General features: G+C 52.3%; 20 protein-coding genes and 2 pseudogenes. 7 read left to right on the forward strand and 15 right to left on the reverse strand.

Annotated elements, in window-relative coordinates:
* The first annotated feature begins 109 nt into the window (after positions 1–109).
* Positions 110–340, forward strand: coding sequence for a hypothetical protein (locus tag IPQ00_06080; GenBank protein ID MBL0240132.1), 231 nt, complete (start codon positions 110–112; stop codon positions 338–340).
* 206 nt (positions 341–546) lie between these two features.
* Here the strand turns inward: IPQ00_06080 and IPQ00_06085 are convergent, their stop codons facing one another.
* Positions 547–972: a zinc ribbon domain-containing protein gene (locus tag IPQ00_06085; protein ID MBL0240133.1), complete on the reverse strand. Its 426-nt coding sequence runs from the start codon at positions 970–972 to the stop codon at positions 547–549.
* Between the two features lie 378 nt (positions 973–1,350).
* On the opposite strand from IPQ00_06085, the pseudogene IPQ00_06090 reads away from it, so the two are divergent.
* Positions 1,351–1,434, forward strand: a pseudogene (locus IPQ00_06090) (prepilin-type N-terminal cleavage/methylation domain-containing protein).
* 650 nt (positions 1,435–2,084) lie between these two features.
* Here IPQ00_06090 and IPQ00_06095 read toward each other — a convergent pair.
* From IPQ00_06095 to IPQ00_06130, 8 genes and pseudogenes are all read right to left on the reverse strand, one after another.
* On the reverse strand, positions 2,085–2,243 hold the full coding sequence (locus tag IPQ00_06095; protein MBL0240134.1) for a hypothetical protein: 159 nt from the start codon (positions 2,241–2,243) through the stop codon (positions 2,085–2,087).
* Positions 2,244–2,388: 145 nt separating this feature from the next.
* On the reverse strand, positions 2,389–2,904 hold the full coding sequence (locus tag IPQ00_06100) for a hypothetical protein (protein ID MBL0240135.1): 516 nt from the start codon (positions 2,902–2,904) through the stop codon (positions 2,389–2,391).
* Between the two features lie 446 nt (positions 2,905–3,350).
* Entirely contained in the window at positions 3,351–4,202 is an 852-nt protein-coding gene (locus tag IPQ00_06105; protein ID MBL0240136.1) for a tetratricopeptide repeat protein, read from the reverse strand.
* 692 nt (positions 4,203–4,894) lie between these two features.
* Positions 4,895–6,058: a tetratricopeptide repeat protein gene (locus IPQ00_06110; GenBank protein MBL0240137.1), complete on the reverse strand. Its 1,164-nt coding sequence runs from the start codon at positions 6,056–6,058 to the stop codon at positions 4,895–4,897.
* A 243-nt stretch (positions 6,059–6,301) separates the two neighbouring features.
* Entirely contained in the window at positions 6,302–6,517 is a 216-nt protein-coding gene (locus tag IPQ00_06115) for a hypothetical protein (GenBank protein ID MBL0240138.1), read from the reverse strand.
* A gap of 3 nt (positions 6,518–6,520) precedes the next feature.
* Positions 6,521–6,838: pseudogene (locus IPQ00_06120) on the reverse strand (DUF4258 domain-containing protein).
* Between the two features lie 130 nt (positions 6,839–6,968).
* Positions 6,969–8,612, reverse strand: a complete 1,644-nt coding sequence (gene groL, locus IPQ00_06125; GenBank protein ID MBL0240139.1) for a chaperonin GroEL — start codon at positions 8,610–8,612, stop codon at positions 6,969–6,971.
* 62 nt (positions 8,613–8,674) lie between these two features.
* Positions 8,675–8,989, reverse strand: coding sequence for a co-chaperone GroES (locus tag IPQ00_06130; protein MBL0240140.1), 315 nt, complete (start codon positions 8,987–8,989; stop codon positions 8,675–8,677).
* Positions 8,990–9,272: 283 nt separating this feature from the next.
* On the opposite strand from IPQ00_06130, the gene IPQ00_06135 reads away from it, so the two are divergent.
* Entirely contained in the window at positions 9,273–10,139 is an 867-nt protein-coding gene (locus IPQ00_06135) for an MOSC domain-containing protein (protein MBL0240141.1), read from the forward strand.
* Positions 10,140–10,144: 5 nt separating this feature from the next.
* On the opposite strand, the gene IPQ00_06140 is transcribed toward IPQ00_06135, so the two are convergent.
* The 4 genes from IPQ00_06140 to IPQ00_06155 all read right to left on the reverse strand — a co-directional run bounded on the left by IPQ00_06140 (position 10,145) and on the right by IPQ00_06155 (position 15,915).
* Positions 10,145–10,648: an OB-fold nucleic acid binding domain-containing protein gene (locus IPQ00_06140; GenBank protein ID MBL0240142.1), complete on the reverse strand. Its 504-nt coding sequence runs from the start codon at positions 10,646–10,648 to the stop codon at positions 10,145–10,147.
* A gap of 8 nt (positions 10,649–10,656) precedes the next feature.
* Positions 10,657–12,567, reverse strand: a complete 1,911-nt coding sequence (locus tag IPQ00_06145) for a hypothetical protein (protein MBL0240143.1) — start codon at positions 12,565–12,567, stop codon at positions 10,657–10,659.
* 72 nt (positions 12,568–12,639) lie between these two features.
* Positions 12,640–14,706 carry a VCBS repeat-containing protein gene (locus IPQ00_06150; GenBank protein MBL0240144.1) on the reverse strand — a complete coding sequence of 689 codons (2,067 nt, stop codon included), beginning with the start codon at positions 14,704–14,706 and terminating at the stop codon, positions 12,640–12,642.
* 303 nt (positions 14,707–15,009) lie between these two features.
* The gene (locus IPQ00_06155) at positions 15,010–15,915 is read right to left on the reverse strand and encodes a phosphoribosylaminoimidazolesuccinocarboxamide synthase (protein MBL0240145.1); all 906 of its coding nucleotides are present in this window, start codon (positions 15,913–15,915) and stop codon (positions 15,010–15,012) included.
* A gap of 268 nt (positions 15,916–16,183) precedes the next feature.
* On the opposite strand from IPQ00_06155, the gene IPQ00_06160 reads away from it, so the two are divergent.
* Together IPQ00_06160 and uvrB are read left to right on the forward strand one after the other, a co-directional pair.
* A complete protein-coding gene (locus IPQ00_06160; GenBank protein MBL0240146.1) occupies positions 16,184–17,428 on the forward strand; it encodes a HEAT repeat domain-containing protein in 1,245 nt (414 codons plus the stop codon).
* Positions 17,429–17,488: 60 nt separating this feature from the next.
* Positions 17,489–19,477 carry an excinuclease ABC subunit UvrB gene (gene uvrB / locus IPQ00_06165; protein MBL0240147.1) on the forward strand — a complete coding sequence of 663 codons (1,989 nt, stop codon included), beginning with the start codon at positions 17,489–17,491 and terminating at the stop codon, positions 19,475–19,477.
* 12 nt (positions 19,478–19,489) lie between these two features.
* Here the strand turns inward: uvrB and IPQ00_06170 are convergent, their stop codons facing one another.
* Complete coding sequence (locus IPQ00_06170) at positions 19,490–20,059, reverse strand: DUF4256 domain-containing protein (GenBank protein MBL0240148.1); 570 nt, start codon at positions 20,057–20,059, stop codon at positions 19,490–19,492.
* Positions 20,060–20,216: 157 nt separating this feature from the next.
* Positions 20,217–20,462, reverse strand: coding sequence for a hypothetical protein (locus IPQ00_06175; GenBank protein MBL0240149.1), 246 nt, complete (start codon positions 20,460–20,462; stop codon positions 20,217–20,219).
* Positions 20,463–20,625: 163 nt separating this feature from the next.
* Between IPQ00_06175 and IPQ00_06180 the strand changes: the two genes are divergently transcribed.
* Both IPQ00_06180 and IPQ00_06185 read left to right on the forward strand, forming a co-directional pair.
* Positions 20,626–22,125 carry an FAD-binding oxidoreductase gene (locus tag IPQ00_06180; GenBank protein MBL0240150.1) on the forward strand — a complete coding sequence of 500 codons (1,500 nt, stop codon included), beginning with the start codon at positions 20,626–20,628 and terminating at the stop codon, positions 22,123–22,125.
* A gap of 18 nt (positions 22,126–22,143) precedes the next feature.
* The gene (locus IPQ00_06185) at positions 22,144–22,836 is read left to right on the forward strand and encodes an HAD family phosphatase (GenBank protein MBL0240151.1); all 693 of its coding nucleotides are present in this window, start codon (positions 22,144–22,146) and stop codon (positions 22,834–22,836) included.
* Positions 22,837–22,841: the final 5 nt, after the last annotated feature.

A 22,841-nucleotide genomic window follows, 5' to 3' on the forward strand; every position in this document is an offset into this window, starting at 1 on the left:
CCGGTTCCGAATCCGCGTTTGGTGCCGGACGCCGTTGTCCGGTCACATCTCAACTCTATTTTCCGCGACAAAATGTCATTTTCGATTCACGTTGACTCAAAAAACGGCATTGATGAGGATTCTATTTACAGGACATTCGGACCCACGGACCGCGGCCACGCCGGCTTGTCATCTCGCTCAGGCATATCCGGCGACGACGAGCGGTATTACGCAGACCGGAACCCGCATCTTCGTCATCGCGACCGAAGGCGTGATGAACGCCGGAACATTTACCGGAGCAGCCGGTTGGGGGCCCGGCACCTGTGACATCTCGGCGGCCGTCACGCCATTGAACAACTAAGATCCTAGAATAAAAAATCAATAAAAGGCCCCGGTCCATCAGGATCGGGGCCTATCCTTTTGCTCAAATGTCACGTCAATCCATTAAGCAATAAAAACATATAGCGAATTGTGCCTGAAATGGGCCGATTGCGATACCTAAGACACGTCCGTGTCAGCGAGAGCGTCGCAATGATCCCGGAGGATTTCAAGTGAGCCATCACGAGGCTATTCAAACGTGGACCGCGGCGATCGCGGCTCAGGATGTTCGAGCAGGTTTGTGGTGTGCTCGGTGACGCTTGGGAAATGGTCGATGGCGGGCATCGGCGGGAGCTTGTTTGTTGTGTCCGCTTTCGGTAGCAATGCGGGTTTCGCGGTCACGCGGGGACTTCGCTTGCGGCCCTGATCAAGTAGTGACATTGCAGCGATCGAGAACATCCCGATAACAGACGTGATAACGCCGAGCATTACGACCGCACGCACATCGTTCATTGACCCCAGCAAAGCGATCAATATGCCCGCGAACGCTATCGACAAACCCCAGAATGCTCTCGGGATCCGCCGCCTCGTGCCGTCGACCGTCAAACCCGCCCCGCACTCCCGGCAGAATTGCTGACCATCAGCCACCTTTGAACCACAACTTGGACAATCCATCATCAACCTCATTATATCGGTAATACCAAATAAGACATACGGGTTCGACGTGGTGTGTGTTCATTATTTTGCAATTCCGACAATTGGCGATCTACAAGTTTGTGCTCCAATGGTGGTCAGGTTCGAAGGTTGCCCGGAGTAGATCGTGTTAGCACGAACCCCTGTCCGTATAATTCGGCGGGTCCCCGTTGCCCCTTAAAATGTGACCTCGAATCGTCATTGTACTCGACTGAGATTTGCCAAATTTTGTCACCTATTGTGAATTGCGAGAGGGAAGAGTGCCGTGTTTGCTGCGTTTTGCGTGTGGCACGATATTTGTATTTGCGTTTGCAGCGTTTGTTTGTCCGGCGCCAAATAAATTATAAAAAAGGAAATTGAATGAAAAATCAAAAAGGCTTCTCACTTATCGAACTACTCATCGTAGTCGTGATCATCGGTATAATTGCCGCAATCGCGATTCCCAATCTGCTGGCATCCCGCCGCTCGGCCAACGAAGGCTCAGTTATCTCATCACTCAGAACCGTCGATGGTGCACAGAAGACCTATTCCACCACATACGGTAATGGTGACTACGCCGGCACGTCCTACGGACTTGACGGTGTCGGTATGACCCAGTTAGGTGCGACCAACTTGATCGACGCGACCCTGGCAAGCGGCACTAAGAACGGTTACCTATACGAAATTGGAACAACATCGCGTTCGGCGACAACCCCCGCGACATTCTGTGCTCGATCTGCCCCGCAAGTGTGGACGGGTGTCACTGCGGGCGGCAGTCGATGTTTCGGCGTAGCCACTGACGGAGTGATAATGACAAACACGGCCAATGGCACGGCGAGCGGTTCGAATTGCGGTTGTTCGATCAATGCGGGTGCTGCTTTTGTGGACCGTTCATCACCACTACAGAACTAGTTTTATAGATAGATGGTCGGGCCAGCGGTTGTCGCGCTAAGGACCAATGGGAACTCGCCGTTGTGCATCCACTATCGCAGGATCGCTCGGAAGTGATCAGCATAAACCGAAAAGGCCTCGGATGCTACGGCAAACGAGGCCTTTTTGATTTTGTGTGAAACGGCGATGAGCAACTATGCCGAATCAGGCCGCCGTCGAGTTGACTAACGTGCCGGAGCTGCTATATTTATGTCGATCTCAGTCTTTTTTGAGCCTTGCTTTAGGATTCCGCTGTAATAGACTAAGCCTGCGATGATCGCTACGATTATCACGAGGGCGATCGCCCACACTGCATTGCTTCCGGTTCCGTTTTCATCTGCCATACGTCTCGATCCTCCAAAATAAATGTATTTCGAACAGTTTTGATATCAGTAGTCTGTCGGGAAGAGAGCCAATTGTCAATTGCAGTGGCGGCGGAGCGAGGATCGGACGATCCCGATCCTAAAGCATTTTGCGTATTCCCCGATCCTAAAGTTCCACCCAATGGATGTCGACGATCGGTTGATCGATGTCCTTTGGCCGTCGGATCTCAAGAGCGAGACTCTTGCCGAATCGCCAAACGTTCGATGTGGCGTCCTCGTCATCGACCACTTCGCCGGCGGGCCCGTGTCGCACCTCGACTTTCTTAACAAGACGTTTTGCGACCGCCGATTGCTGATCCATCGCGAATAGCACGATCGCGATCTCCCAAGCACCGATCTCCGGTTTGAAGAACATCGTCGCCCGGCCCTTTACCCCACCGAACGTGCCGTCCCAAACGAGTTGGTCCGGCGTGCCCTTGAAAGCCGCGTCCACCAATCCGCGTTTAACCAGAACGGCCTTTGCCGCTTTATATGTCGTGCCCAGCTTCACGGCCGGAAAATCCGGAAAAACGTCGTGAACCGTGATCGGTGCTTTGCCCGGCTTCACAGCCTTTTGGGCAAACGCAGGTAGTCCCGCGATGACAATCGTAACAGCGACCAAAATCAGGTAGAACGGCTTCATAAGTTGAACGATTGTAGCACGAAAATAAGAAGATCTGATCTTCCGTCAGATGCGTTCGTTTGCGCAAACCAAAAGGCCGCGACGCGATGTCGGCGCGGTGGTTCTCGTTTGTTCATCCGCTGGAGGGACGGAAAATGTAACGGATTTTACCTAGGGATCCGCTCCCGATGGTCGCTACTCCCCAGGCTTTAATCTCCGTCGCCGTCGGCGACAAGAATTCTCCGACCGCCGCGTCAGCGACGATTGGAAACGAATCGCGGATCGTTCAACCGTTACTGACGCGACGTAAATCCGTTGGGAACGTCCACCGTGGGTTATCACCCACGGCTAAAGTCACATCGCCGCTCCGCGACAACGAAATGGTGGGGAAATGTGAGCGACAAGCGGAGTTTTTTGACAGATGGATCGGCTAAGCGTCCGATATACGCACTGCGACCCTTAGGGCCTTATTTGCATAAACGGGGAGAAATTGAAAAGGCGGGCTGTAGCTGGACTGCTCGCTCATAGTCAGCCTTCGCCAGCGGGTTTTTCCCAGCCTTGCAATAGGCGTTGGCTCGGTCCAGATAAGCGGTTGCAGATCTCTCTTTCGCTCGGATCACCTGTGTATAATCAGCGATCGCTAGATCGTAGGCTCCTTTGTTGTAGTAAGCACGGCCGCGATCGAGGTACGCGTCAAGGTAGCCTGAGTCGAGCTTAATAGCTTTCGTAAAGTCGGCGATCGCAGCGTCGAAATTTTGCTTTTCCTTGTAAACGAGCCCACGATTGTAGTAATCGCTCAGAAAGTCCGGATCGATCTGGATCGCTTTGCTGTAGTCAAACATCGCCCGGTCGTAGCTGCCCTGGACGTAATAGACCTGTCCGCGGCTGCGATAGGCATCGGCGTGATCCGCCTTGATCTGGATGGCCCTAGTGTAATCAGCGATCGCGGCATCGAGCGTCGCTTTTTCTTGGACTAAGTCGTTTAGGGCCGGTAGCCGAAGATAATAGGCACGCCCGCGTCGGTAAAATGCATCGACATTTTGGGGGTCGATCTGGAGCACTTTTGTAAGATCCGTTATAACCGCGGCATAGTTGCCCGTGTGATAGTTTGCCAGGCCGCGATTGTAATTGGCGGCCTCATCATTTGGATCGATCTGGAGCCCTTTTGTGTATTCAGCGACGGCTAGGACGTAGTTATGAGCGTCAAATGCCGCATCGGCGAGCTTGAAATGTTCGTTCGACGACTGAGCAGCGGTCGCCATAGTGATCGCAAAAATTGCAATCAGAAGTCGGAATGCATTTTTTTTCCGTGAAGCCATAGCGTTACCCCCTTCTGACCGATTTCTCCAAATCGTATTCTCTAATGTCCCATCTGTCAACAAACCCAGCGACGGAGAAGAGCTGTAAAAGTGTGCCGGAAAAGCACAGCCGCCGAAGGTGACGAAGATAATAGCCCAGGGTGGAACCCTGGATATCAGATGTATTATGATTTCCGTCCCCGAGGGCGACTAACATTTACGCCCGTGTTGCTCCCCTACAGGGAGCGGATCGTTTCGTATTTCTAACGTAGGGTTGCACCCTACGCTATTAAATTCGTCCCTTTCAGGGACAATATCGCTCCGCGACAGTGGCGGGGAAGTGTGTTGAAAATCGGAGTTTTGACTCTGTCGCCAAAGGCGACGGATATTAAAGCCCAGGGTGAGAGCCTTTGCGAAACCCTAGGTCACGGATGCCTGGATCGATACCCGAAACCACCGGTGTCGGATACCAACCTCGAATCGCAATATCGAAGGCCAGACCCCAATCTTTCCAAAATATTAACCCTCAGTCCGTTTCAACGGGCTTACTCTTTTCGGCTTAAGCCAATGAAAAAAGGACGGTAAACCGCCCTCACGGGAATTCGGGGCATCCTTTCCACGCCGTAAACGACGTGGCTATGTGCCCTTCGGGACGGAGAAGAAACGGTTGGGAACTGTGCCGGAAACGGAGAGAACTGACCACACGTTTTCTTCTACTTTGGTTTCGACGAATTAGCCATGCGATTCAGTTCGGCGATGGCAAGGGTGTATTCGCTGAATGTCTTGGTCCCGTTCTCCTTAACCCAACCGAAATGGATCTTTGCAGTAGCAGGCGTGCCGGCGAATAACTGCATCTCTCCTATATATGTGTGAGCCTCGGTGAGTTTTCCGTTATCAACGGCAAGTGCAAGTAGCCCGGCGGCGGTCAGGTCGCCGTGCATATACCGCATTATTTTCGTTGTCCATGCTTCCGGCTCGACCTGTTTGATCCATGTCTCCAAAAACACTTTCGCGGCGGCGGCTTTGTTGCTTTTACGGAGGCCGATATAACCGACCAAAACAGCGTATGGAGCAGAATCACCTTTGAGCCCGTTAAGTTCGAGAAAAGCCGTTGCTTGCTCAAAAGCCGTATCACCTTTATTTAGGTATAAATATGTCCAGTCGCGATTTTCGTAGGCATCGGCGTAGTTCGGGTATATTTGGATCGCTTTTGTGTAATCCGCTATCGCCTGGTCGTAATTGCCTTTTCGATTATAGACATCCCCGCGATTGTTGTAGGCAGTGGCGTTGTTCGGGTTTAGCTGGATGGCTTTTGTATAGTCCGCTATCGCCTGGTCGTAATTGCCTGTGTCGTAATAGGCAACTCCGCGATTGATGTAGGCATAGGCGTTGTTCGGGTCTATTTGGATCGCTTTTGTGTAATCCGCTATCGCTTGGTCGTAATTGCCTTTGGCGTAATAGGCAACTCCGCGAATGTAGTAGGCATGGGCGTTGTTCGGGTCTATTTGGATCGCTTTTGTGTAATCCGCTATCGCCTGGTCGTAATTGCCTTTGTCGTAATAGGCATCCCCTCGATTGTAGTAGGCAGTGGCGTAGTTCGGGTTTAGCTGGATGGCTTTTGTATAGTCCGCTATCGCCTGGTCGTAATTGCCTGTGTCGTAATAGGCAACTCCGCGATTGTAGTAGGCAAGGGCGTAGTTCGGGTCTATTTGGATCGCTTTTGTGTAATCCGCTATCGCCTGGTCGTAATTACCTTTATTGTAATAGGCAAGTCCGCGATTGTAGAACTCATTCGCCGTCTGAGCCCCAGCGTTGACAACCGGAAAGAGAATAAAACATGCGAGCATCAGCGCCGGTAACACAAACCTTTTCGTCATTGCAATATTCTCCTCTTGACCTATTTGCAAGCATAGTAGCACCAAAGTATGGCCGCTTCAATTGAGAAAGGCTTCGCCCAATTTTGAGCGAAGCCTTTCTGTTTTACGTGCGAACAAACCGCGTTCGTAGCAAAGCGTGAAAAGCTTCGATGGGTTTAGGTTACATTCTCATTCCCATGCCGCCCACGTTGCCAATGCAGAATTCAGAATGCAGAATGCTGAATGAAAGCTCGACTCCGGTGATCAGGCGGCGAATTCAAATATCGGCGTTTCGATGGTTTTCTTCGGATTCTTGCCAGTCAGGATAATTTTCTGTAGGCGGTCGACGGTTGCCGGGGCGAAGAACTGTTCGCCGGTTTCGACACTGACGCGGGCCGGGACGTTTTCGACGATGTAAAACTTTCCGTCCTTTTCGAGCGTGTAGGTTACTCTCGTCTCCTTCATCGTTTCATCTTTCATAATTTAGCCCTCGTTTGGTGGTCGCCTCTCGCGAAAATCGATCCATAGACTTTCGTCAGGCTCGTAAAGCGTAATCACTTTCAAAATCACGCGGGTCGGATAGCTGCACTGGACATGTAATGGACGCTCGGCTTTAGTAAGTCCGAGTATTAGACAACTCGGCCCGTATTTATCGCCCGGATAGTCCTCGATAATACTTCCATTGGTAATCGAATCCGCGAACTCATCAAGCAAAATGTTCCGTAAGATGCTTTGATCGACTACATGCTTCGAGAACTCTTACAACCCCTCGGAAACTTTGCGGCGAATCCCGTCGATCATTTGAATGAAATTATAGTCTCTGGCGAACCGATGAACAACAAAAAAGGCCTCGCCGGATGTGGTGAGGCCTTTTGATTTTGCGGAATTAAATCCGTGCCGTGTTGCCCTTACTTACGTGCGGGCTCCAGTCTTACATTCCCATTCCCATTCCGCCGCCCATACCGCCCATGCCGCCCATTGGGTCGCCGCCCTTGTCGTCCTGGACGTCAGCGATCATTGCTTCGGTGGTGAGCATAAGGCCTGCGATCGAGGCTGCGTTCTGCAACGCTGTACGCGTTACCTTGGCAGGATCGATGACACCGGCTGCGACGAGGTCTTCGTACTTTTCGCTGGCAGCGTTAAAGCCAAAGTGGCCTTCGCCTTCGCGAACCTTGCCGACGACAACCGCACCTTCCTGACCCGCATTCTGCGCGATCTGGCGGAGCGGCTCTTCGAGAGCACGTTTGACGATGGTCACACCGATCTGTTCATCGGTATCTTCAGCATCGGTTGTGAAGTTGTCGAGAACCATTCCGGCACGGACCAGAGCGACGCCGCCGCCTGCCACGATGCCTTCTTCGACAGCAGCACGCGTTGCATTCATAGCATCTTCAACGCGAGCCTTCTTTTCCTTCATCTCGATCTCGGTAGCGGCACCGACCTTGATAACTGCAACACCGCCGACCAATTTAGCCAGACGCTCTTGCAATTTTTCACGATCATAGTCGCTCGAGGTATCTTCGATCTGAGTACGGATGGTTTTGATGCGACCGTCGATCGCTTCGCCCGAACCGCCACCTTCGACAACAGTGGTATTTTCCTTGTCGATGGTGACCTTCTTGGCTTTGCCGAGGTCTTCGAGAGTGATGGTCTCGAGCTTGATGCCGAGATCCTCAGAGATGACCTTGCCGCCCGTGAGGACCGCGATGTCTTCGAGCATTGCCTTACGGCGATCGCCGAAGCCCGGTGCCTTTACAGCAGCGACATTCAACGTGCCGCGGAGCTTATTGACGACCAAGGTGGCAAGAGCTTCGCCCTCGACATCCTCAGCGATGATGAGCATCGGACGGCCCATCTTGGCAACCTGCTCCAGGATCGGCAGCAGATCACGCATATTCGAGATCTTTTTCTCGTTGATCAGGATGTATGGCTCGTCGAGAACACATTCCATACGGTCAGCGTCGGTGACGAAGTACGGCGAAAGGTAACCGCGGTCAAACTGCATACCCTCGACAACCTCGAGCAGCGTGTCCATCGTCTTGGACTCTTCGACGGTGATCACGCCGTCTTTGCCGACCTTGTCCATCGCCTCAGCGATGATCGTGCCGATCGTTTTGTCGCCATTGGCCGAAACGGTGCCGACCTGTGCGATCGAATCACCCGAAACCGGCTGAGCCATCGAGCCGATCTCAGCAACGACCGCCGCGACTGCCTTTTCGATGCCGCGTTTGAGAGCCATCGGGTTTGCACCTGCGGCAACCGTGCGGACGCCTTCCTTAAAGATCGCCTGAGCCAGAACCGTTGCGGTCGTCGTGCCGTCACCGGCAACGTCCGAGGTCTTGCTCGCGACTTCGCGGACCATCTGTGCGCCCATATTCTCGAGCGTGTCCTTTAATTCGATCTCTTTGGCGACCGTGACACCGTCTTTGGTGATGGTCGGCGAACCGAATTTCTTGTCGATAACGACGTTGCGGCCCTTCGGTCCGAGTGTAACTTTCACTGCGTCCGCGAGCTGATTAACACCACGCAGGATAGCTGCGCGTGATTCTTCTCCGTGTACTACTTGTTTAGCCATTGTCTTATATCTCCTAAATAAACTTGTGTGTTACGCCCGTACTTACGTGCGGGCTTCTGCAACTAAGCTGCTGCTCCGGCGCGTGAAATGATGCCGAGGATCTCGTCTTCGCGCATAATGATGAATTCGTCGCCGTCGAGCTTGATCTCGCTGCCCGAGTACTTGCCGAAAAGGACGCGGTCGCCGGCCTTTACGTCCAAAGCCTGACGCGTTCCGTCTTCTTTATACTTGCCCGCACCGGCGGCGATGACTTCGCCTTCTTGCGGCTTTTCCTTTGCAGTGTCGGGGATGAAAAGTCCACCGGCGGTCTGGTTAACGTTGTCTTCGATACGCTTGATAATCACGCGATCGTGAAGCGGTGTGATGTTTGTAGCCATAACTGATTTACTCCTTCCTAAATAAACTTAGTCTGTTAAAATAACGTTGACCTACGGCGGTAAAACACATATTTAGCACTCATAGATCATGAGTGCTAGTATAGGCGAATCAATACATTTGTGTCAAGTATTATCCTAGGGTATCAGAAAATCTGATACAGGTATTATCAAGTTTGGGGAGAAAATATTCACCACAGAGGACACAGAGGACACAGAGTTCATCTAAAAGCCTCTGAGTTTTTCTCTGTGTACTCCGCGTACTCTGTGGTAACCAATCACTTAAATGCATATTTCTGAGATCAATATCTATCCGATCAAGTCGCTGAAGGGCATCTCGCTCGAATCGGCAGTGGTCGATGCTCGCGGGCTTGAGAACGACCGGCGTTGGATGCTGACGGACCGCGATGGGAATTTCTACACTCAACGTAAATTTCCGCGTATGGCACTGATCTCGGTATGGATCGAGGACGGCGGCATCGGTGTCGCGGCGGACGGCTACGGTGAGGCGTTTATTCCGCGTCTGCCCGAGATCCGAAACCGTCAGACGGTTACGGTTTGGAACAGCAAATGCGAGGGCGAGGTGCACTCGCCCGTTTTGAACGAGTGGTTCAGCGATGTGCTTGAGATGGACTGTCAGCTTGTCTATATGCCGGATGACACGCGTCGAAGCGTGACCGAGCGATTCGACCGAGGCGGTGATATCGTCAGTTTTGCGGACGGCTATCCGCTGACAGTGATCGGCGAAGAGTCTCTGGCCGACCTCAATAGAAGGATAATGGAGGCGGACGAGAGCATTCGCACCCCGTTGCCGATGAACCGCTTTCGGCCAAACCTAGTTGTTTCAGGCTCCGAAGCGTTTGCCGAAGACGATTGGGCAAAGATCCGCGTCGGCGATTCAGTTTTTCGAGCTACAAAACCCTGTGCACGGTGTGTGATGACGACCGTCGAACAATCAAAGGGTGAATATTCCGGCCCCGAACCCCTCAAGACGCTCGCTACATATCGAATCGCCAAAGACGTGATGCCCGATCGCGTCGAGAGACTCGGCGTGACACCAACCGGAGTGCTATTCGGCCAAAATCTCATCGCCGAAAAGTTTGGAGACTCGATAGCGGTCGGTGACGAATTGGTTGTGTTGAAAACGTACTAACCAAATTACTGTGATTGCGGTGAGAAGATCAGATCAATGCCGTCACCCATAACAGCGACAATCTGCGGCGAAAATAGATAGGTCTTGTGGGTGAGAACGACCACGTAGATTGCCCCGACCTCAACATCGTCGAATTGAAAATAGCCTAGAGCATTTGTCCTGGAGACTCGGACGATGCCGCCGCCATCGGTCAAGTACAGTTGCACAAGGGAAATACCGGCCTGATCCGAATTAACGATTCGGCCTTTTACGATGACCATTGCTGCCGACGGGGCGAGGTCTGATTGCCAGAATCCGCTACGGACCGAAAATGTATTTCCGGTTGGGTTTGTACCGACCGCCGATTGACCCGTCGTGCTTGTGACCGTATAAAGGCCGCCATCCGCCTTTCCCCCGCCGGACGAAATGACCGATTTTTCGATCCCAAACGTGCCGCCCGTCTGAGCCGAACCCGACAGTGTAACCATTGCGATCCAGATCAAAAATAATATTGCTTTTGTCGTGATCATATTTGTGCCTATTGAAATCGGATTACTGTTCCGTTCAGAACGACGTTGTTTCCGCTGCTGTTATCAATCTTGTCGCTCGCGGCGTAAATGTATGTCCCGTCAAATACGAGTGCGGTGACTGTTCCCTGAGTTGGCACTGAGTTACTCTGGCTCCCCATACCATTGACGTTGCACCTGATCACGGCAGAGCGGTTGCCCAAGGAAAAGGTTGCGTCTGAACCTGCACCGTAAAGCGACGTGCCGTCGAACACGGTCGCGTTGTTATTAAGACTCAATAGATTAGCAAGAGCAATTGAACGGTTCTCATATGATCCGGTGCTTGATCGGATGAGCTTCACCGCCGAGGCATTTGAGACATAAATGTATGTTCCGTCAAACGCTAGAGCTCCGGCATTCAATCCGCCGGCAATTGCGATCACGTCGACGGCGCCTGTGCTAGCCCGGATTCTACGGACATTACCGTTTATACCGGTAATCTGATTGTTCGGCTCGGAAACGTACATGTAGGCGCCGTCAAAGGCAAACGAAACTGTTTTGTGTCCTACGATAATATCGCCAACCGATGCACCAGTGTTTTTCGTCAGACGTGTAATTATGTTGGAATTGCAGTCGCCGACATAGATCAGCGTGCCGTCAGAGCCCAGAGCACAGGGCTGGCTTCCCGCATTAACAGTCATATCAACCTGAGCATTGGAAATGCTGATTCGCGAGACAGTGCCGGCCCCTGAATTTGCCACCCAAATCGACCGGAATCCGTCATAAACCAGTGCGGCCGGTGCGTTGCCAACCGGTATCGGCGGCCCCTCGATCAGTCCGGTGCTTATTCGGATTCGCATCACGTTTTTATCGAGTTTGTTAGCAACCCACACGAACGTGCCGTCAAATGCCAGTGCGGATGGAGTGCGTCCGACTTCCGCGAGGTTTGGAACGACGGGCAGTTGGTCCCAACGCATTTGAGCGACAAGCTGAGGGTCAAAACCGTTTCTGAAATCGACCGCGAGCTTTGCTTTCGTCACAGAACCATCAGCTATCTTTGGCGTCGTCACAGCACCGGAGCCGATCTTAACGGTGCTTATCGCCCCGTCCGAGATCGCATCGCCGGTCACATTACCTTCGCGAATTGCATCGGTTGTTACTGAACCGGCGCCGAGTTTCTCTGCGGTAACTGAGCCGGTAATAAGACTGCCGCCGTTGAGGCTGTCCAAACCCGAACCGTTGCCGGTAATTATTCCCGTAAATGTCTTGTTGCCGCCGACCGTTTGGCTGGTCGAAAGATCGACAAAATTCTTGCTCGAACTTCCTGTGCCCCCGCTTGTGACGGGTAGAACACCCGAGATATCCGTTGCCGAGATCGCTGACACTGTCCAGCCGGCACCGTTGCTGCGAAGGTATGTGTCGGCCGGTGGAAATGTTGGGCCGATTCCCGTGCCGCCCTGCGAAGCGCTTAGTACTCCCGTTATCTTTTCGGCGCTAATGGCACCGATATGAGCGTCGGTTATACACAGGACACAAGCGGTTGAGAGGGAATCGGACGAGGCGGAATAGACTGATTTGACTGCAAAAGGCGAACTCGTGATGGTTTGGCGCGGAGCGAGCGTTGTATAAGACCCTGTGCTGATCCCGGGCCGAACGCTTATCTCGAGGGAGGCAGCTGCATTCGAAGTAAACAGTGATGAGCCGAAATCCAATACCACAGTAAAGATGCCGGCCGTTACCTGAACATCTTCGAGCGTCCCCGATGCTAACAAAGTACCGGCCGAATCATATAGACCGAATTGAAAATCATACTGGCCGTTGGCCGGAAGACTCGCGTCAGTCAGCTTACCTTGATAAGTAAATGCTGATGACTGAGAGCGGATCGCGACCGAAAACAACGCGCATAGGACGACCGCGATTAGGAAACGCCTTGACGAAATCATATTTACTCCTATTTGCTAAACAACCATGTGACAAATGCTCGGGTCGATCTCACTAAAACATAGCACTTAAACCTATGGGACGAATGACGCCGGCGTCGGCACATCGCCCGCTCCTCCGAATTGTTGTATCAAAATGCCGGATGTTGAACGCAGGATAAACCAGTTCGCACCGCTCGGGCGGAATATGCTGATATCTGCCTTGCCGTCGCCGTCATAATCGCCTGTGACCGGAATGTCGCCGCTTGCACCAAACGGAACGGTATAAAAGCTCTGATCTTCGCTTCGCAAAATGTACCAATTGCCGTTGGACGGGCGCCAGATCGCGATGTCCGACTTGCCGTCACCGGTGTAGTCGGCAGTGACGGGTTTGTCCGTACTGATCCCGAAACTTGTGGCATATAGTCCGGTCGTCGAACGGTTTATCCACCACTCGCCGCTTGCCGGGCGATATATCGCGGGGTCCGTTTTGCCATCGCCATCGTAATCCGCGTTGACGGGCACATCGCCGGGTCCGCCCCACTGCGTAATTATTATGCCGCCCGAGGATCTGTTGATGTACCAGGTTCCTGTGGAAGCTCGGAATACCGCAATGTCGGCAAAACCGTCGCCGTCATAATCGCCCGGAACGGGATTGTCCGACGATATTCCGAACGGAACCGCATAAAATGATAGATTTGAACTGCGTAAGATAAACCATTCACCGGTTGACGGCCTATAAATTGCGATGTCTGTTTTGCCGTCACCATCATAATCGGCAGGAATCGGTTTATCTGTCGAACTGCCGAATGTGAGGGCGGCAACCGAATTGTCCGAGCTTTTTTGATACCACCACTGGCCGTTTGACGGACGAAAGATCGAAATATCCGCTTTGGCGTCGCCGTCATAGTCAAAGAAAGTGCTGGAGGCAGCAAAATAGTATGCGGCACCTTGGCCATTGGGGCTTGTCAATGCCTTTTCGGCGGCGCCGACGATCAGACCTTCGGCTTGGAGTGCCACGGCATAACCGAATCGATCGCCGTTGAACGGGTCAGACGGAGCGAGCTTCTGTTTTTCGGTCCAAGACGAACCGACGCGCTTAAAAATATAGGCCGACCCGGCGTCGGGCCCACCGGCGATGGTATCGTCTTCGCGAGCACCGACCGCGACGATATCACCCGAAACGGCAACCGAATAGCCGAAGCGGTCAACGGTCGCTCCGTCCGAGGCGGTTAATCTCCCCTCTGATATCCAGGATGAACCGTTGAACTTGAAAACGTAGGCCGCTCCGAATGCCGGCTGGCCGATAGTAGGCGTATATTGGAGAGCACCGCCGATCAGCGTATTCCCGTCGACAGCGACCGAATTGCCAAAACTATCGCCATTGGCTCCGGTCGCGATCGATATTTTATCCTGTTGCGCATAGATGCCGCCGCTCTCAATATAGACATAAACCGAGCCCGCCGCGGTGAACGGAACATCGGCACCGGGCGAGCCGATAATCAACTTATTGCCGCTGACGGCGAGAGATTCGCCAAAATGATCGCCCAATATGACGCCTCCGGCCGGGATCAATTTCTGTGCATGACTCCAAACTGCACCACTTTGTGTGTAGCGATATACCGCACCGGCATCTGAATTGCTCGGTTGGTCGGCGAAATTTGCACCGACAAAGGCGTTTGTGCCTATGACCGCGACTGCGATCCCAAATTGATCGTCAGCCGCAGCGTCGATCGCGGTCAGTTTTTGCTGGAATGACCAGGTTGTTCCGCTTCGGACATATACGTACGCTGAACCGGCATTCGACTGAGGTGAATCGTCATTAAAGGCTCCGACGATAATGGTGTCGGTGCTGATCGCGACCGAATAGCCAAATTTATCTGCGACTGAGCCATCCGGTGCGAGCAATACGGCCTGCTGCGTCCATATGCCGCCGGACATTATATAAATGTAGGCAGCTCCGGCTTGCGACGCGGTCGTGCTGTCGTAACGGGCGCCGACGACCATCGTATTGCCACTGATAGCGACCGCATTGCCAAATTGGGCACCGACGCCGCGTGGCGTACTTGTTATCTTTTGCCGCTGAGTGAAATTTGTTGCCGCAACAACGGGCAGAGAACCGACTACGACGAGAAGGACCAACATCCAAAGTCTTAGTTTCATTACAACTCCATTTTCGACAAGCACGCTCGGCGGCGATCAGGGTGAAGATGACAAAACACAATTGACGTGTGGCTCATATCCCGCTCGCGCTTTTGGCCGGTTCGGGATTGACGTGAATGCGGATATAAGTTGACCCGTAAAGCTATACTCTCTTTTTTATGGAAAGTCACCAATTATTTTTATCGATGGTGAAAAGGTATTGATAGACGGGAAAAGAACCGGTCGGCGGGAGCACCCATCGGACCTGTAAATGTCACAACAATTGAACTTAAGCGGATCTACGCGTGATCGACGATGGAAGGCTCAGTTTACGGAAAAAGTCGAGCCGGTGAGGAGTTCGTAAGCCCGCACGTATCTCTCAGACGTCGCCGCGGCAATCTCGGCCGGTAGTGGCGGAGCGGGCGGCAACTTGTCCCAGTCTAAGGTTTCGAGATATTCGCGAACGAACTGTTTGTCGAACGACGGCTGCGGGTGGCCGGGTTCGTACGAGCTTGCGTCCCAAAATCGCGAGCTGTCCGGCGTTAGGGCTTCGTCGATCAGAATGATGTTGCCTTTACTGTCGGCACCAAATTCAAATTTAGTGTCGGCGATGATAATGCCCCTAGAACGAGCAAACTCGCTCGCTTTTTTGTAGATCGCAAGCGTCGTGGATTTTAATAGAGCCGCAACGTCGTGGCCGACAATGCGGGCAAATTCAAGTTGGTCAATATTCTCATCGTGGCCCGCGGCTGCCTTGTTTGCCGGTGTAAAGATCGGCGACAGGAGTCGGTCGCAATGTTTGAGCCCGGGCGGCAATCTGTGGCCGCAGACCGTACCGCCGGCCCTGTAATCTTTCCACCCCGAGCCTTCCAGATAACCTCGAACAACGCATTCGACCGGAAACACGTCGGTACGCTTGACCAACATCGACCTGCCGCGAAGTTCCGGATGTGAACCGATGGGTGCAGGCATTTCGTCGATATTAGTCGTAATGAGGTGATTCTTGATTATGCCGGTCAATTGGCCAAACCAGAATTCGGAAAGTGCGGTTAGCACTGCACCCTTATTCGCGATCGGCGTCGGCAGAACACAGTCGAACGCCGAAAGCCGATCGGTCGCGACCAACAAAAGTCGATCCTCGTCAACGCTGTAAACATCGCGGACCTTGCCGCGGTGCAATAACTCTAGTTCAGGAATAGTTGAATCGATCAATGGTTGAGTGTGGTCCATTTTGAACAATGCAGTAGGCATACGTGTCCTCGAAATCACTATTATGGAAACCCTGACGCGTAATCACAAATGGCGTCAGGTATTATTTTCTGGAACAGCGGGTGCGTTGAATCTCTATTAACATCGTTGAAGATAGGCGTGACAATGAAAACACTATATGGCATAATTTACTTGGTTCGAAGTGTCGATCGAACTTCTCGCCATTTCATTCCCGCTCATTATCTTATAGTCTCCCAGCTATTCCGCCGGTTAGCGGCAGTTCTTTAATATGTTAAGCATTACCCAAATCCGATTTTATTTCTTCACGGTCATCATAGCGATCGTTTCGCTTTCCGCCACATTGGCGGCTCAACCGGGTCTCGCGGAAAAGGAACGCGAAATGATCGAGGCTACGACTAACCGCTGGTGGTACACGATGGTTTTTATCGGTGTGTTGTTGGCAGGCGGTGCGTTTTTACTATGGCGTCGACGAACGAAATCGGGCTCGCGATCTGAATTTGAATATAACCACCGGTATCAGGCCAATAGCTCCGGTATGGGGGATGACCAAGACGGATTAGATATTGATAAAGAGTTGGAGTGGTTTAAGAAGGCAAAAAAAGTCACCCCGAAAAAAGCCGGAAAGCCGGATTTGTCACCGCTTGCGGTTGCCGGTCGTGATCGTAGGACTCGGCGGCGTCCGATCGAAATGGATATGACCGGATCTGCTGCGGACGACTTGGCGACGGGGACGAAGATGTTTGTTGAGAAAATGAAACAGCTTCAATTTTCGCAGCTGCCCGTCCACTCTTTCCTTCAATTGACGGCCGCCCGCACCTTCGAACAATTGCCGTTGTCTGCGGATCCGGCTCTGCTGAGTGCGATCGAACAGACCTACGAAGAATTTGAAGAGGATGAGGCGGTTCGCGACCTCGCCCTCCGAATACTTGCGGTTTTCAGAAATCGAAACTCGGTCGAGGCTCTGACCCAGATCGCACTCTACGACCTTTCGGCTAACCTACGTTCAAAGGCGGTGGCGACGCTGACCGACTTTGACCACGAGTCCGTTTTTGAGGCCCTGCTCCTGGCCTGTGCCGATCCGACCCGCGAGGTAAGGGCTGCGGCTGCCCGCGGGCTTTTCAGACTAAGTTTTGACCGTGCTGAGGCTTGGAAGCGATTGATCGCCACCAACGATCAGTTTCGTATGAACCACGCGGCCAGAGCGGCGGTGGAGTCGGGAATCGTCCAAAAATCGTTCGACCGTCTGCTCCACGAGGATATGCGGATCGCTTACGAGGCAGTCGCTTTGGTCGGAATGCTTTTGAAAGCAGGCGAGACCGATCTGATCTTTGACGCGATCGAAAATCATAAGGACGAGCGCGTAAAATATGCTCTGCTTCACGTTATCAAGATCGTCCGCGACGAGCGGACTATGACGCGTCTGAGCGAATTGCTGCATAAAAATGTCCTTGAGCTTGCGATCGCCGAACGTGCAGAGTCGATCGTCAAAGAATCCGAGGCACTCGCAGCTTGATCTAATAGACTAACCACTTTTTGTTTTTGGAAATTGCATTACTTGATCTATGATTAAGTAATGCAATTTCGTCTCATTTCTGAAAACACCCCAAAGGGCGACCAGCCCGAGGCGATAGAAAGTCTCGTCGAGAATCTAAATTCCGACACAAAGCATCAAGTCCTACTCGGTATAACCGGGAGCGGCAAGACCTTTACGATCGCCAACGTAATTGAAAGAACGCAGCGTCCGACTCTGGTGCTGGCACATAATAAAACGCTTGCGGCTCAGCTCTATCAGGAATTTAAGACGTTTTTCCCGGAAAACGCGGTCGAGTATTTTGTTTCGTACTACGACTACTATCAACCCGAGGCATACGTGCCCGCTGCTGACCTTTACATCGAAAAAGAAGCTACGATCAACGAAGAGATCGACCGTTTAAGGCTGTCGTCGACCAGAGCGCTTTTCGAGCGACGAGACGTGATCGTCGTGGCGTCGGTATCGTGTATTTATGGACTCGGCGATCCGGACGCGTACTTTGGAATGCTCGTTTTCATCGAGCCGGGGATGAAAATGAAACGCGAGGAGTTTCTGCAGAAGCTCGTGGAACTGCAGTACGAAAGGGTTAATGTAGATTTTGATCGAGGTAATTTTCGCGTTCGCGGCGATGTGGTCGAATTGTATCCGAGTTATCAGGATCAGGCATACCGGATCGAGTTTTGGGGCGATGAGATCGATGCGATCTACACCATCGATCCGTTGCTCGGCGAGGTCATCAAAAAGCATGATTCGCGATTGCCGATCTATCCGAAAACACACTATGTGATGTCTAAGCAGACGATCAAGAGCGCGGTCAAAACAATTCGGGCCGAACTCGACGAGCACGAAAAATATCTGGTCGAAGAAGGTAAGACGGTCGAGGCTCAGCGATTGCATCAGCGGACAATGTACGATCTAGAGATGATCAAAGAGATGGGTTTTTGCCGCGGGATCGAAAACTATTCTCGACATCTGACGGGTAAAAAACCGGGCGAGCCGCCACCGACGCTACTCGATTATCTGCCGTCCAACGCCTTGATGGTGATCGACGAATCGCACCAAACTATACCGCAACTCGGAGCAATGTTTAAGGGAGACCAATCGAGAAAGGGTACGCTCGTCGAGTATGGATTTAGATTGCCGAGTGCACGTGATAATCGACCGCTCAACTTTGAGGAATTTGAGCAAAGGGTCGGGCAGACTATCTATGTCTCGGCAACTCCGGGGTCGTATGAGCTGACCAAGACCGAGGGCGAAGTGATCGAGCAGATTATTCGTCCGACCGGATTGCTCGACCCCGTGATCGAGGTGCGGCCTGTAAAAGGTCAGATCGACGACCTTCTGGAGGAGTGCCGACAGCGTGCCGAGCGCAACGAGCGGGTTCTGGTGACCACGCTGACCAAGCGAATGTCGGAGAACCTGAGCGAGTATTTTGCCGAGGTGGGCGTCAAGGTCAGCTATTTACACAGCGACATCCACACGCTTGAAAGAATCAAGATACTGCGTGACCTTAGGCGTGGCGAGTATGACGTGTTGGTCGGGATCAATCTGCTTCGAGAGGGATTAGATCTGCCTGAGGTTTCGTTGGTGGCGATACTTGATGCCGACAAGGAAGGGTTTCTGCGTTCGGAACGCTCGCTGATCCAGACCATCGGTCGTGCCGCGCGTAATTCTGACGGCAAGGCAATTCTTTACGCAGACAAGATCACGAAATCGATGGATTACGCCATCAGTGAGACGATCCGCCGTCGAAAGATCCAGGAAGAGTACAATGCCGAGCACGGCATAATCCCAACGACTATCATCAAATCGATCGACGCGACACTTGTGACCGCATACGAGGCCGACTATTTCAAGATCCCACTCGATCTCGATTCGTACGACGAGTATTCGCCAAAACAGCTAAAGGAAACCATCCAGCAACTCGAGGCCGATATGCGTAACGCCGCAAGAGAGATGAAATTCGAGCAGGCGGCGGAGATTCGCGACAAGATGAAATATCTACAGGAGCGGCAGCTCCAGTATCAGTAGCCGATGAGAGAGTTAGACCCTAAGCTTTCCGCGAAACGCGCGGGCGCCGTAGTATGATTCGGCTCCGTTGTGATACGTGAAAACGCGGCCGAAGCGGCGATCGCCGAAGATGGCACCGCCTAAGTCTCTGATTTCGCAGGGTGTTTTGAGCCAACTCGAGGTTTTTAGGTCAAAGTTGCCGAGTTGCTGCAGTTCCCAATATTCTTCTTCGGTCAATAACTCAACTCCCATCTCTCCCGCTAAACCGTCGGCGCTGTTTGCGGGCTTATGCTCTTTCCTCGACTCCCAGGCTTCGCGGTCATAGCACAGGCTGCGGCGGCCTTTCGGGCTTTCTTCAGAGCAGTCAAAAAATATATATTCACCGGTAGTTTTATCAAATCCGACAACGTCAGGTTCACCGCCCGTCCGCTCCATTTCACCCAGCGACCAGAGTTTTTCGTCGTTGGCTTCAAGCCTCGCCTGCACTTTCGTCCACTCGATGGCCTCGTGTCGATTCATATTCGCCTCAAAACGATTCCTTAACGTACCGATGAGGTCTGAGGGCGGTTCCGATGATGTTTCAATTTTCTTTGACTGTGCCATAGTTTATTAGTGTTTAGATCTTTCGGTCGATATTACTCATCGCCGCTATAAAAACGATGAATACTGTCCATTATCTACCTAAATTATTACAGCAAAGCTGTATAATTCGCTTGTTTCACCCAGTGCTTCGAGTCTTCAAGATATCCGAGAGCGATGGCTATCGCCCCCCAGACACTATTTCCAAAAAGTGATCCGGGATCGCGACATTCTGCTGTTTGGCAAACTTTAGAAAATCGTCGATCGCCATCGGTGAGTGTGTACTGCCGCACTGGTTTTTTCGGTCTTCTTCGTATGAATAGACCATATTTTTGTATAACAGATAGCCCTGTTCGCCCCACTGATCGACTCGGCCCACGGTAAAATGCGGGCAGTCTAGATAAAATACGTGATCGTAATTTTCCATAACGAACAGTGTATTATGTGATACTTCGCCTGCAATGCAGCGATACCGCCGATAAGTAGATTACTCGAGGATTTCGAGTAAGTTTAACACAAAAGTAGGCATCCGGAGTTATTAGGTAAGCCGTTAGGTCGCGTTTCGGGTCGAATTTGGGTAAAGTTTTTATGTGCAGGTAAAAACGCAAACGGACGATATCCAAAATTACCTAACCGACGCGAGTAATTTGGCGGGCGGTGTGGCTGATAGACTGTTTTTGCCCGAATCGGCCGACGAGATCGCCAAGATCCTTCGCGATGCTAATGAGGGCAACACGCCGGTCACGATCGCGGGAGCTCTCACCGGAACTGTCGGTGGGGCGATCCCATTTGGCGGTGACATCATCTCACTTGAAAAAATCAACAAGATACTCACCCTCGACAAGCCGGCTTTGACGGTGGTTGTCGAGCCGGGCGTAATACTCGCCAATCTGCAAAAGGCTGTCGATGCCGAGGGTTTGTTTTATCCGCCGGACCCGACCGAATGGAGTTGTCAGTTGGGCGGCACGGTCGCAACCAATGCGTCAGGAGCTCGGAGTTTCAAATACGGGGCGACGCGGGCGTTTGTTCAGCGGTTATCGATCGTTTTGACAAGCGGTGAAGTTGCCGACATCCGGCGCGGCGAAAATATTTCGGATCCGGACGGCAATCTTTCTATCAAGACCCGCGGCGGGCAGACGATCGTCATTAAGGTGCCGACCTACGAAAGGCCGGACGTGAGAAAGAACGTCAGCGGTTATTTTAACGAGCAACCCTTAGACGCGATCGATCTGTTTATCGGAAGCGAAGGCACGCTCGGCGTGATAGTCGAGATCGAACTATCGCTATTGCCAAAACCGCATGGATTTTTTAGTGGGATCGTGTTCTTTCAGAATGAGAGTGATCTGCTCGAGTTTGTTGATGTTGTAAAGAAAGTGTCGTTTGACCGACGAAACCCTGATAGCTCTGCCAGTGGCGGGATCGATGCGACTCTGCTTGAGTATTTCGACGGCAATGCACTGAAGTTTATCGCCGAGAAGTTTCCCGAGACGCCCGATAACGCCGTAGGTGCGGTATATTTTGAGCAGGAGACCACGGCCCAAAACGAAGACGCCCTGTTAGAACAATGGAATGAGTTGCTGGAGAAATATAATGCCGACCTCGATCATTCTTGGTTTACGACGAATGATCAGGATCGCGAGCGTCTGCGTGAGTTCCGGCACGCCTTGCCGGTGTCGGTCAATGAACGAATAACCAGATACAAACAGCGCAAGGTAGGCACGGATATGGCGGTGCCGGATGAGAGTTTTCCGGGATTCTTGAGATTTTATAAGCAGACGCTAGATGCGAGCGGGCTCGACTATGTGATTTTCGGCCATATCGGCGATTGCCATCTGCACGCCAATTTGCTGCCAAAGGACGCTGCCGACGCAGAAAAGGCACGTCACATTTACGGACGATGCGTCGCCCAGGCAATAATGCTCGGCGGAACGGTCTCTGCCGAGCACGGGATCGGTAAACTCAAGCGAAAGTACCTCTCGGCGATGATGGGGGAGCGATATCTGAATGAAATGGCCGAGGTCAAGAAGTCGTTCGATCCGAAGGGAATCCTGGGCCGTGGCAATATGTTTGATGAAAAGTATCTTGATTGACCTAATCGGTGTAAATATATGATCAAAGCTATTTTATTGGATTTTAACGGCGTCGTGATCAATGACGAGCCCGTGCAAATGCGGGCATATACGGAAGTTCTCAAAGCCGATGGTATCGAACTTACTGAGGACGATTACTTTTCGTCGCTCGGGATGGACGACCGGACATTTGTCGTTGCGGCGTTCGAACGGGCAGGCAAGAAGGTGGATGAAGCGAGGGTTTCGGAGATCGTTGCAGAAAAGTCCGCCAAATGGAAAGAGATGGTCACGAGCGAGATGCCGCTATTTGACGGGATCAAGGATTTTGTCGAAAAGATGGCAGTTGAGTTCGAACTCGGCATCGTCAGTATGGCCAGACGCCACGAGATCGAGTATGTACTGGAAACGTGCGGAATGCGGCACCATTTTTCGACGATCGTTAGTTCTGACGATGTCGTAAAATGTAAGCCCGATCCGGAGTGTTTCAGGATCGGCTTCCGGCAGATAGATCGCATTCGGACAGATCAGGGGCATTTGCCGATGACCCATAAGGAGTGTCTCGTGATCGAGGATTCGCCGCCGGGAGTGGTCGCGGCCAGAAACGCCGATCTGCCCGTTCTGGGTGTGACCAATACGGTGTCCGCCGATGCACTGCGCAACGCCGGTGCGAGCGCGGTGGCTAAGGATCTACGCGATTGGATGCCTGCATCGGTCCGGCGCGTATTTGTATAGATCGT

Origin of the sequence: Chloracidobacterium sp. (assembly GCA_016720705.1) — a bacterium.
In the GTDB taxonomy this organism is placed as follows: Bacteria; Acidobacteriota; Blastocatellia; order Pyrinomonadales; family Pyrinomonadaceae; genus OLB17.

Coding starts and splice junctions, on each gene's coding strand:
- IPQ00_06100 (MBL0240135.1), bottom strand. CDS start 2,904: ATGAAGCCGTTCTACCTGATTTTGGTCGCTGTTACGATTGTCATCGCG.
- IPQ00_06115 (MBL0240138.1), bottom strand. CDS start 6,517: ATGAAAGATGAAACGATGAAGGAGACGAGAGTAACCTACACGCTCGAA.
- IPQ00_06140 (MBL0240142.1), bottom strand. CDS start 10,648: ATGATCACGACAAAAGCAATATTATTTTTGATCTGGATCGCAATGGTT.
- IPQ00_06175 (MBL0240149.1), bottom strand. CDS start 20,462: ATGGAAAATTACGATCACGTATTTTATCTAGACTGCCCGCATTTTACC.
- IPQ00_06185 (MBL0240151.1), top strand. CDS start 22,144: ATGATCAAAGCTATTTTATTGGATTTTAACGGCGTCGTGATCAATGAC.
- IPQ00_06085 (MBL0240133.1), bottom strand. CDS start 972: ATGGATTGTCCAAGTTGTGGTTCAAAGGTGGCTGATGGTCAGCAATTC.
- IPQ00_06110 (MBL0240137.1), bottom strand. CDS start 6,058: ATGACGAAAAGGTTTGTGTTACCGGCGCTGATGCTCGCATGTTTTATT.
- uvrB (MBL0240147.1), top strand. CDS start 17,489: ATGCAATTTCGTCTCATTTCTGAAAACACCCCAAAGGGCGACCAGCCC.
- IPQ00_06160 (MBL0240146.1), top strand. CDS start 16,184: ATGTTAAGCATTACCCAAATCCGATTTTATTTCTTCACGGTCATCATA.
- IPQ00_06170 (MBL0240148.1), bottom strand. CDS start 20,059: ATGGCACAGTCAAAGAAAATTGAAACATCATCGGAACCGCCCTCAGAC.
- IPQ00_06095 (MBL0240134.1), bottom strand. CDS start 2,243: ATGGCAGATGAAAACGGAACCGGAAGCAATGCAGTGTGGGCGATCGCC.
- IPQ00_06150 (MBL0240144.1), bottom strand. CDS start 14,706: ATGAAACTAAGACTTTGGATGTTGGTCCTTCTCGTCGTAGTCGGTTCT.
- IPQ00_06135 (MBL0240141.1), top strand. CDS start 9,273: ATGCATATTTCTGAGATCAATATCTATCCGATCAAGTCGCTGAAGGGC.
- IPQ00_06130 (MBL0240140.1), bottom strand. CDS start 8,989: ATGGCTACAAACATCACACCGCTTCACGATCGCGTGATTATCAAGCGT.
- IPQ00_06145 (MBL0240143.1), bottom strand. CDS start 12,567: ATGATTTCGTCAAGGCGTTTCCTAATCGCGGTCGTCCTATGCGCGTTG.
- IPQ00_06155 (MBL0240145.1), bottom strand. CDS start 15,915: ATGGACCACACTCAACCATTGATCGATTCAACTATTCCTGAACTAGAG.
- groL (MBL0240139.1), bottom strand. CDS start 8,612: ATGGCTAAACAAGTAGTACACGGAGAAGAATCACGCGCAGCTATCCTG.
- IPQ00_06105 (MBL0240136.1), bottom strand. CDS start 4,202: ATGGCTTCACGGAAAAAAAATGCATTCCGACTTCTGATTGCAATTTTT.